General features: G+C 25.2%; 14 protein-coding genes. 10 read left to right on the forward strand and 4 right to left on the reverse strand.

Features of this window, described 5'->3' with window-relative positions:
- The 3 genes from ACRDDY_RS09605 to ACRDDY_RS09615 form a co-directional block, all read left to right on the forward strand.
- Positions 1–1,039 (forward strand): peptidase S41 (locus ACRDDY_RS09605; protein ID WP_438564730.1); only part of this gene is annotated, 1,039 nt, incomplete at its 5' end.
- 24 nt (positions 1,040–1,063) lie between these two features.
- Positions 1,064–1,258, forward strand: coding sequence for a YwbE family protein (locus ACRDDY_RS09610; protein ID WP_438564731.1), 195 nt, complete (start codon positions 1,064–1,066; stop codon positions 1,256–1,258).
- A 148-nt stretch (positions 1,259–1,406) separates the two neighbouring features.
- Complete coding sequence (locus ACRDDY_RS09615) at positions 1,407–1,802, forward strand: hypothetical protein (protein ID WP_438564732.1); 396 nt, start codon at positions 1,407–1,409, stop codon at positions 1,800–1,802.
- 56 nt (positions 1,803–1,858) lie between these two features.
- On the opposite strand, the gene ACRDDY_RS09620 is transcribed toward ACRDDY_RS09615, so the two are convergent.
- Positions 1,859–2,197: a DUF4064 domain-containing protein gene (locus ACRDDY_RS09620; protein WP_438564733.1), complete on the reverse strand. Its 339-nt coding sequence runs from the start codon at positions 2,195–2,197 to the stop codon at positions 1,859–1,861.
- A 523-nt stretch (positions 2,198–2,720) separates the two neighbouring features.
- On the opposite strand from ACRDDY_RS09620, the gene ACRDDY_RS09625 reads away from it, so the two are divergent.
- A complete protein-coding gene (locus tag ACRDDY_RS09625) occupies positions 2,721–2,915 on the forward strand; it encodes a DUF378 domain-containing protein (protein ID WP_438564734.1) in 195 nt (64 codons plus the stop codon).
- 101 nt (positions 2,916–3,016) lie between these two features.
- Here the strand turns inward: ACRDDY_RS09625 and ACRDDY_RS09630 are convergent, their stop codons facing one another.
- Complete coding sequence (locus ACRDDY_RS09630) at positions 3,017–3,379, reverse strand: type II toxin-antitoxin system RelE/ParE family toxin (RefSeq protein WP_438564735.1); 363 nt, start codon at positions 3,377–3,379, stop codon at positions 3,017–3,019.
- Between the two features lie 207 nt (positions 3,380–3,586).
- On the opposite strand from ACRDDY_RS09630, the gene ACRDDY_RS09635 reads away from it, so the two are divergent.
- Entirely contained in the window at positions 3,587–4,438 is an 852-nt protein-coding gene (locus ACRDDY_RS09635; RefSeq protein WP_438564736.1) for a DegV family protein, read from the forward strand.
- A 195-nt stretch (positions 4,439–4,633) separates the two neighbouring features.
- Positions 4,634–5,065, forward strand: a complete 432-nt coding sequence (locus ACRDDY_RS09640; protein ID WP_438564737.1) for a type II secretion system protein — start codon at positions 4,634–4,636, stop codon at positions 5,063–5,065.
- A 114-nt stretch (positions 5,066–5,179) separates the two neighbouring features.
- Here the strand turns inward: ACRDDY_RS09640 and ACRDDY_RS09645 are convergent, their stop codons facing one another.
- Complete coding sequence (locus ACRDDY_RS09645; RefSeq protein ID WP_438564738.1) at positions 5,180–5,524, reverse strand: DUF6054 family protein; 345 nt, start codon at positions 5,522–5,524, stop codon at positions 5,180–5,182.
- A gap of 306 nt (positions 5,525–5,830) precedes the next feature.
- Between ACRDDY_RS09645 and ACRDDY_RS09650 the strand changes: the two genes are divergently transcribed.
- From ACRDDY_RS09650 to ACRDDY_RS09660, 3 genes are all read left to right on the forward strand, one after another.
- Positions 5,831–7,102, forward strand: a complete 1,272-nt coding sequence (locus tag ACRDDY_RS09650; protein WP_438564739.1) for an SLC13 family permease — start codon at positions 5,831–5,833, stop codon at positions 7,100–7,102.
- Between the two features lie 376 nt (positions 7,103–7,478).
- Entirely contained in the window at positions 7,479–7,667 is a 189-nt protein-coding gene (locus ACRDDY_RS09655; protein ID WP_438564740.1) for a hypothetical protein, read from the forward strand.
- Entirely contained in the window at positions 7,652–8,257 is a 606-nt protein-coding gene (locus ACRDDY_RS09660) for a hypothetical protein (RefSeq protein ID WP_438564741.1), read from the forward strand. Before ACRDDY_RS09655 ends, ACRDDY_RS09660 begins: the two co-directional genes overlap by 16 nt.
- Before the next feature lie 72 nt (positions 8,258–8,329).
- On the opposite strand, the gene pnuC is transcribed toward ACRDDY_RS09660, so the two are convergent.
- A complete protein-coding gene (pnuC, locus tag ACRDDY_RS09665) occupies positions 8,330–9,124 on the reverse strand; it encodes a nicotinamide riboside transporter PnuC (protein ID WP_438564742.1) in 795 nt (264 codons plus the stop codon).
- 832 nt (positions 9,125–9,956) lie between these two features.
- On the opposite strand from pnuC, the gene ACRDDY_RS09670 reads away from it, so the two are divergent.
- Positions 9,957–10,066: linear amide C-N hydrolase (locus tag ACRDDY_RS09670; protein WP_438564743.1), on the forward strand; the 110-nt coding region annotated here is incomplete at its 3' end.

Consider the following 10,066-nt stretch of genomic DNA (forward strand, 5'->3'; position numbering starts at 1 on the left):
TAAGTTAATTGAGGGGCATAAAAATTTATTTTTTAATGTAACTGAAGATAGATTTAATGAAATGATTGATAAGCTTAAGTCTGATGTGGATATGTTAGAGTATGATGATATGAAGGTTGAGTTAAGTAGGATTGCTGCAGCAATTTGTGATGCGCATACTGGTGTAGTTTTTCCTGTTAGTACATATTTACCAGTTAGATTTTATATTTTTGAAGATGGTGTGTATATAATTAATGTAAGTAAGGATTATGAAGAGCTATTATATAAGAAGGTGGATTGTATTCAGGGGATTTCTATAGATGAAGTGCTGATGGATATCTCTACTATTGTTTCTCATGAGAATGAATTTTTATTAAAGGCTCAATCTGCTAAGTATTTGCAGGCTGTAGATGTTTTGTATGGACTTTGTATATGTGATAGTAAGGAAGAGGTAATGATAACTGTGGAAGGGAAGGAAGTATCTCTAAAGGCAGTTTCAATGCAGGATTTATGTTATATGGAATGTGCAAAATTACCTAGATATGCAAGAGATAATCATATTAATTATTGGTTTGAGAGAGTTAATGATGAGTTATACATAAAGTACAATAGTTGTAGAGAAGATGGAGTAGAGTCTTTAAGTGAGAAGATTAATAAGACTATAGATTGTATACTTAAGAATAATACTTCAAAGGTTACTATTGATTTAAGGAATAACTTAGGTGGAGACTCTACATTAATAAGGCCTCTTATAGATTTTCTTAAGGGTAATGAAGAAATAAATAAAAAAGAAAATTTAAAGGTTATTATAGGAAGAGAAACTTTTTCATCAGCATTATTGAATGCATATGAATTTAAGTTTTCTACCAATGCTGAAATAATTGGAGAGCCTTCAGGTGGTAAACCAAATTGTTATGGAGAGATACTAAAATTTACATTGCCTAACAGTAAGTTTATTGTAAGTTATTCAACAAAATATTATAAGTTAATTGAAGATGATACTATATTAGCATTATATCCAGATAGGAATATTTATGAAAGTATTGATGAGTATATTTAATAAGAAAGTATGGAGGAAAGAAAAATGGATGGAACAAGAAGAATTGATATAAAAATAGGAGCAAAGGTAGCTATAGTACAAAAAGGAGATCAAAGAACTGGAAAGTTAACTGAGGGAGTAGTAATGAAAATACTAACAAACTCTAGAGAGCATCATCATGGAATTAAAGTAATGCTTGATAATGGAATTGTAGGTAGGGTTAAGACAGTTTTAAGTTAATATAAGAAAATTTTTAAATGCATAAATGAAGTATCAATGAAAATTGATGCTTTTTATATTTAAGAAAAATTTGATATAATATATAGAATATGTCTATATAAATAATATTGAATGCGAAGTGCAAAAAGCTTATAAAGGAGAAGTGAAAATGTTTGAAAAAGTAAAGAATTTTATATCTGCAAGGTCTACAATAGAGGATAATAAAAATAAATATGGATCCTGCTATGATAATACCTTGAAGAATGTATTTTTTACAAATATGAAGGTGATTTTATTAGGAATATTTACGTTAGGATTTGCATATCCTTGGATGATTTGTATAAAGGAAAGATCAAAATATTCTCATACAGTTATTAATGGGAAAAGATTGAAATTTATTGGTAATCCTAAAGATTTACTATATCATTGGTTTTTTTGGTATTTTTTAATTATTATTACTATTGGATTATATGGAATAGTTGTACATTTTAAATTTAAACAATGGGAAACATCAAATGTTATATTTGAAGATGTTTTAGAATTAGAAGAAATATCTGAAAAATAATTATATTTACATATAAAATAAAGGGCTATCTAATTTGTGATAGCCCTTTAATTACTTTAATTAGAATTTTTTTTAATTAAGCACATAATACCAGCAATTAAAATTAATACTGCAGGTAATATATAAAACATAAAAATACAAATAAATCCAACAACAGCACATATTATTAATATAATACCACTTAATTTAGTTTTGCTTGGTGTTTTTAAAATAACGCTAAATACAATGGCAACTATGGAAACAATTAATGCAATCCATCCCGTTACAGTTACTGATTCACTTCCACTTGCTTGAAAAGCTTGGCCTATACCACCAATCATTAAAGCACCAAAAGCACCAAAAATTCCAAAAATTCCACCTAGTAAGGCTAATACAAATTCAGTAGTTCTTTTCATTGTTAATCCTCCTCGTTTCTATGTTGTACGAGAATAGTATATCATTAAAAGTAATGGAAATTTATAGAATGTGACTAAAATTTAAAGAAAGTTAACAAAATAAGTCGAAAATATAATTTATAAAATAAAGTGTATAATTATAAATATACAATAAAATCAAATGATGAAAGGTAGGAGTTTTAATATTAAACAATAAAAGATGGATTTAAAGGTGAGAGTATAAGTAACTTTACTTCTGTAACAAGATTTGAATTAAGAGAAAGCATAACAAAAGAAAAACTATGTGTAAGTGAAGTGTTTTATAATAATGGTAAGATGAGTTTTGGATTTATAGATCCAATCATATATAAACGTAAATAAGAAAATTTATTAAAATATAGAAATAAAATCCAATCTAATAGTAGTCAGAAAAATTGAATATTTGAAAATTTAATGATTTCCTATTAAATAAATAGTATTTTAATATTAAAATTAGGGCAAACTAATGCAGAATAAAAAATATAGAAAATTAGGAGGTTTAATGATGAAGGGATTAGATATATTAGCATTAGTTTTAATAATAATTGGAGCATTAAATTGGGGTCTTATAGGATTTTTAGGATTTAATCTTGTTGAATTTTTATTTGGAGTAGGAATATTAGCTACAATTGTTTATGTTTTAGTTGGATTAGGTGGTTTATATTCTATATCATTTTTTGCAAGGAAAAGAAAAGCTTAGATATTCAAAAGTTATTATTTAAAAATAAATTTTGGAAATGAATTAAAAAATATAAATAAATAACCTAAGTGGAAATAGTAAATTCCACTTAGGTTATTTATTTAACAAGTTCTTTTAAATTCAAGATATTCATTCATTCTTTTTCTAGCTATAGATTTTTCTTTTTCAGGAGTTTTTTGAGTATTTTTTATAAAATGAGTTAACATAATAAAAGTATCGCCATCTCTAAAAAAGAACATTCTAGAATCTAAGGCTCTAATTTTATATAGATGTCCTTCTAGATTTCTTATTGTAGGAGGTCCTATACTTGTGCCTTTGTCTTTTAAAAGCTCTAAAGCTTTATTTATTTTATCTTTTTTTACTCTAGCATTTTTACTTTTAATACTTTTTTTCTCTAAACTATTTATATAATCTAAAACTGGTGCATCACCGTTCTTATCTTTAAAAAATTTTATTGTATACATAAATTCACCTTATTTCTCTTTTGTAATAGTATAATATAATAATATCATAAAATAACTTTTAAAAGTTATATCTAAATTATTCAGAAAAATATGGTAGAATAAAAAGAGAAGTTTTAGATTAATAAATGAAATTATGAATAGAAATCATTTTATAGAAAGAATTAGATTTAAGAAGTAATATATAATTTAAAAAAAGGGGAAAAGCGTATGGCAGTTAAAATAGTTACAGACAGTACATCATATATACCAAAGAAGTATATTGAAGAATATGATATAAAGGTAGTTTCCTTAAATGTTATTATGAATGGAGAAAGTAGACGTGAGGTTGATATAGAAAATAAATCTTTTTATGATGAAATGAATAAATTAAACGAAATACCAAAATCAGCTCAACCAAGTCCACATGAATTATTAGAGGTTTTTAAGGATATAATTAAAAATGGAGATTCCATTGTAGGAATATTTTTATCTTCAAAAATGAGTGGAACATATTCTACTGCTAATATGGTTAAAGAAATGGTATTAGAGGAATATCCAAATGCTGATATATGCATATTAGATTCTAAAACAAATTGTATGCAGATGGGATTTGCAGTTATTGAGTCTGCAAAAGCTGGTAAAAATGGTGCAAGTATAGAGGAAGTTAAAGATATAGCAGAAAAAATATTTACTGATAGTAGATTTTTGTTTACACCAGAAACTTTAGATTACTTAAAAAAAGGTGGAAGAATTGGATCAGCAGGAGCATTGTTTGGAAATATGCTTAAAATAAAACCGATTCTTACAGTTATTGATGGTGAAACGTCAGTATTTAGAAAAGTTAGAACAAGAAAGAAAAGTATAGATGCTATTGTAGATGAAGCATTAAATGATATAGAAGCTAAAGGTCTTGGAGGAATTATCGTTCATCATATAAATTGTGAAGAAGAGGGTCTCTCTTTAGCTAAACTTTTAGAAGAAAAGTTAAATAGAAAAGTAGATATACAATCTATAGGACCTGTTATTGGACTTCATGTAGGACCAGGAAGTATAGGAATTGCCTATTATACTTTAAATTAAAATGAATATTTAAGAAGTAATAGTTAGAATCCCTTTTAGGGATTCTTTTTTTTGATTGAAAAATAGTGAGAATGGTGTAGAAATATAATTAGTGAATCGTAAAGAAATATTTTAAAAAAATATTCGTAAAAGTGTATAGAATATGTTATTTTATGGAAATAATTTCAAATAGATTAAAAAATAAGGAGGCAGAAAATGAATAATAATAAAAAGAAAAACATTCAAAAAAAGAAATCTGGATTTACTATAATAGAAATTTCCATAGTATTATCTATAATGTTACTTTTAATGGCAGTCTTTATTCCAACTGTAAGTGGGGTAGTAGATGATTCTAAAAAAACAGGTGTTGTAGGAGAAGCCCAAACTGTAGTTTTTGCATGGCAAACTATTAATAGTAAAACTAATAAAAATTTACCTAAAACTACAACAAAAGGAGAGCTTGTAACAGCCGCAAATGATAAGAGTCAGGTAGATTTTTCAAAGTATTTTAATTTAAATAAAACAAAAAGTCTCAGTGGAAATGTAACTGTGGAGACTTGTATGAAAGTTGTTGAAGGAGAATCTTTTGAAATAAGTACTGATGGATTGATTACATTAGGTAAAGAAGAAACAGAAATAACAAGGTAAATGAATAATTTTTGGAAGTATTTAGTATATGAAATTTAGACAAAAATTTATATGAAGAAAATAAGCTTAATGGGAAAAGATGATTCACATTAAGCTTATTTAAATTTCTTGAATTTAATTTATAATATATTTTTTTAGTGCATATCTAGGGGCTGATGTGAAATCATCTCCAGCACCCCAGTCAAATTTAAAGAAACCTTCACCACCACCTGCACCAACTGAATGGATCTTTGTAAAGTTTTCCATATTATCAATAGTTACTGTTAAAGTTAGTCTATTACCAGCTCTCCAATAATGTTTTTCATAAATTAATATAACAACAGCTTTGTTGTTAGCATCACCATAAACTACGTGATAATCAATTCTTTCACCAGTAAAGCTTCTGCCAACTATTTCACTATCTAAAATTTCAATAGTTTCTTTTAAGTTTAGGTTAACTGTAAAGTTATCTGCTTTCATTTTGAACTCCTTTTTTATTTTTTACAAAAAGCTTTTCCTATACCTTCAGTGGAACATAAAACAATACCCTATTGACCATATTTCTCTTTTAAACTCATAAAAACCTCCTAAATAAGATTATTTATATCTATAATGAATTATATACTTTTAATGTTAAATATTCAATAAAATAGAATTAAATATGAATTGGTACTAAAAATTTATAGTCAGATGGAGAATATAATGGAGGTTTATAGTTAAAATATATTAAGATATGCTAAAATGTTATTCAACAGTAGATTTAAAGTGAAAGGAAATAATTTTTATATGAATGTACAACAAATACTAGCTAGTGGAATATTTATAGTCATATTGCTTGGAATTATTACTGAAAAGTTTGATTTAACAGTTCTTTCTTTAACAGGTGCAATTTTAATGGTTGCAGTAGGAATAATACCATTATCAAAAGTTATGGGATACGTTGATTTTAATACTATAGCAGTACTTTTTGGAATGATGGCTATTGTAGCAGTTTTTAAAAGAACAGGTTTTTTTGAGTATATAGCAATGTTTACAGCAAAGATATGTAGGGGAAATAGTTTGAAAATTATTTTTACACTTGGGATTTTAGCAGCTTTCTTTTCAGGAGTATTAGATAATGTAACCACAGTCCTTTTAATGGGACCAGTTACAATTTTAATTACCAGACTTTTAAAGGTGAATCCAATTCCTTTTATGATTGTAGAAATTTTTGCAGCAAATATTGGTGGAACAGGAACCTTAATAGGAGATCCACCTAATATTATGATTGGAAGTGCTGCACATTTAAGTTTTGTAGATTTTTTAGTAAAGTTATTTCCTATAACCATAGTAATATTAATTTTAACAATAGGGATTATTTATTATATTTATAGGAAAGAACTTTTAGTTAATTATGAAGAGAAAGTGATTATAAGTAAATTAAATCCACGAAAAGAAATAAAAAATAAAAAATTACTTATTCAAACTTTAGTTGTAATTTTAATAGTATTAATTGCATTTATAATTAGTAATAAAATAGGAATGAGTGTAGGAGAAATTGCAATAATAGGAGCTTGTGTTTTATTATTAATTTCAAAAATAAATTTTGAAGATATAGTAAAAGATATTGAATGGGGCTCAATATTATTCTTTATAGGATTATTTATAATGGTTGGTGGACTTGTTCAAGTTGGAATTATAAATATGTTAGCTCATGTAATAATTCATTATGGGAAAACATCTCCAGTTTTATTAATGCTTATTATGCTTTGGGGCTCTGCAATAATATCGACATTTTTAAATAATATTCCATTTGTAGCAACATTAATTCCATTAGTACTTGTAATGCAGAAAAATGGAGTGGATGTAAGTATGCTTTGGTGGGCAATATCATTAGGATCATGTTTAGGTGGAAATGGAAGTTTAATTGGAGCGTCAGCAAATGTTGTACTTGCAAATGTTTCTGAGAAAAATGGATATAAAATAAAATTTGGAGAATATTTCAAGATAGGCTTTCCATTAATGATACTTTCAATTATTATTTCAAGCATCTATTTATTAGCTTTATATTACTTTTAATAAAAAAAAGAATGAATTTTAATACATAAAAAGCAGTATATTTATAATTAACAAATGAAAAATACACTATTCTTTTTTTAGAATAGTGTATTTTTATTTATTGAAGAAGAGTAAAGGAAAAATATTCATTATTAATTGTGGAAAAATAATACTTTAAAGGTTTAAATTTCATTATGAAAATGGATTTATTTATATAAATAGTTAGTTAATTCATGTTTAAATTAATAGAAAAGTAAAATAATACGTAAAAAAGTTCTAATGTTTATATATAGAGAGAAAAAATATATATAATGGTTAATTATATTAAAAGAAAAAAAAGGTGGAATATGATTAAATAATAGAGAAAAAGTGAGAAAAATTGAGAAGGAGGAATAGAATGTCAGAATATAAAGGATCAGATTTATTAGGAAATAGATTATCTGATGTAGAGGTAAAGAAAAGTGAAGTATTATTTAAGGCATTAGAGAGTTTAAGTACTGAAAAATTTAAACTAGATAAAGAAAGTCTAAAGATATATGAAATACTTAACAAGTCTTTAGGACAAGTTAAGTGGATTATAAAATAAGTAGTAGAAATGTATTAAAAAGTTATAGCAAAAGAGGTAGTAAAATGAATGATATGGAAGTTTTAAAATTAGAAAGTAATTTAAAGAATTTAGAAGGAAAAATAAATTATACATATGAAGTAACAATGTGGACGAGAAATACTGTACATGATAATAGTGTTACTTTATTAGATATAATATATTGGGATAAAAAGGAAAATAAATTTATAAGTGAATTATGTGCGGAGAAGTTTAGAAAGCATGAAAGAAATTTAATATTTGGATGTGAAAATAAATATTCTAAATATGATTTAAATGCGCATAATACAAATGAAATTATAGCAGAATTTATAGATTCTAATAATGGAGAATTAAAAGGAAGGGAAGCGAGAATAGTTAGATATTTATTCTTTGCAATATTAGGAACTACATTAATAGAAGAAAATGAAAAATATAAGAAAAGAATAGCAGATATAGCGGCGTGCTTAAATATATCTGCAGAGATAATTGAAGATATAACAAATGTTATAAATTATATAATAACTAGTGATAAGAAATTTGAGTTTAAAACTAAAATTTGTAAAGAAACATTAGAAAATATATTAGTATAGAATTATAAATAAGAGACGTACAATAAGCTACTAGCAAGATTTGCTAGTAGCTTATTGTATGTACTTAAAATTTTAAGCTGATTTCTCTATATTTTGTGGTTTCTTATTATCAGACGCTGAAGGAAGTTTTTTCCATAATCTTAATCCGTATATAGAACTAATTAAGAATAAACTCCACATAGTTAACGCTGAGAATGAGTTTAAGTCAAGTGTTTTAGATTGCATCATAGATATTAGAAATAATAATATTCCCATTGAAGCCGATCCAATCCAAAAATGCCATTGCTCATAAAATCTTTTAGTAGTTAATATAACAGCAACTATAGTTAAAGTTGATGATAAAGAATCAATTATAAAGTTTTTATCAGCAGGAATAGTTACATGAATAAAAGTTTTAAGTAAATATGGTAAATCACTTATAAATATTGCATAAAGTATCCACACAGTAAAAAATGAAATAATTAAAATAACCCATCCACGTTTGTTTAATCTTCTTGCTTCTACAGTGTTTGATGAACTATTTTTAGTATTCTTTGCCCATAAATAATATCCAATTACTTGTAGCGGTGTTTCGAAAAATATGTATAAAATAGATTGCCCGTATGCTTGAGATGCCCAAGCAACGAAAATATAAGTAGAAGTATTAAAAACTCCCCAAATATATGCTATAGCTTGCCCACGTGCAGTATAGATAGATGATAGTAGTCCCGTTAATGTTGAAATTAGGGCTAGTACACTTATAACAGTCAAATTTTTAGAGATTCCACCTTTATGAAAAAGCGGGATAAGAAAAATTATTATGTTAAGGGTTGCATATACTGAGAAAAGCCATTTATGAAATGTTGAAAACTCTTTAAAAAATTTCATTGTAAATATTTCCTTTCTTAGTTTAATTTAATCTTATGTTTATGAGAAGCATAAAAATTATAACATATTATGAAGTGTTTGAAAATGAAAAAACCTATTGAATATAAAGAAAATTATAATTTAAATAGACTTAGTTATAAAAAATTTTTGAAAAAAACTCTTCAATTAAAATCCTTTCATACCTATAAAATACTTTTAAGGTAGATATATTATATGAAAAAAGATAAAAAAGTATATTTTAAATACTCATTAAAGTACAAAAAAAGAAAAAATAGGTAGTTGATATAGATAATATTGTAAATAATTCTTTTTAGTTTATAAAAATGTAATTTTTATTTTTATTTAGAGCAATGAAAAAATAAAAATAAAATTAAGGATATAGAGAAGTAAATTATGAATTTTAGCAATAATCTTAAAAAAAAGTGGTGAAAAGTTAAAATAAATAAATTTGTTTACATAATTTAATGAAAAAGTAACTAAATAATTAATAAATTAAATAAATTTAAAAGAGTGAAGAGAAATTACCGTAAGAATGCCTATTAAGAATAAATATTTATAATTTGGAAAACATAAAAAAGAAGTGAATTTAAAAAAATCACTGAATTATAGAATGATAAAAATAAGAAAAGTCATATTAAGATGAGTTAAATATAAATAATATTAAATTATAGTATCTGAATATCTTAAAATATGAATAATATTAAAAAATACATAATTTAATATAAGTTAGGTTGTGGAAATTAGGGCTATATGCTACGATTTTTGTAACGTGACAGATTTAATTAATCTGACTGTGACAAAAGAAAAAATATAATGATAGCGAGGTAATATTATGTGTACAGGATTAACTTTAAAAACTAAAACAGGTGATCATTTATTTGGAAGAAATATGGATATTGAATTTGAATTTGGTCAAAGTGTTGGAGTAGTGCCAAGAAACTT

It is taken from the genome of Clostridium sp. (assembly GCF_051656525.1).
Classification (GTDB): domain Bacteria; phylum Bacillota; class Clostridia; order Clostridiales; family Clostridiaceae; genus Clostridium.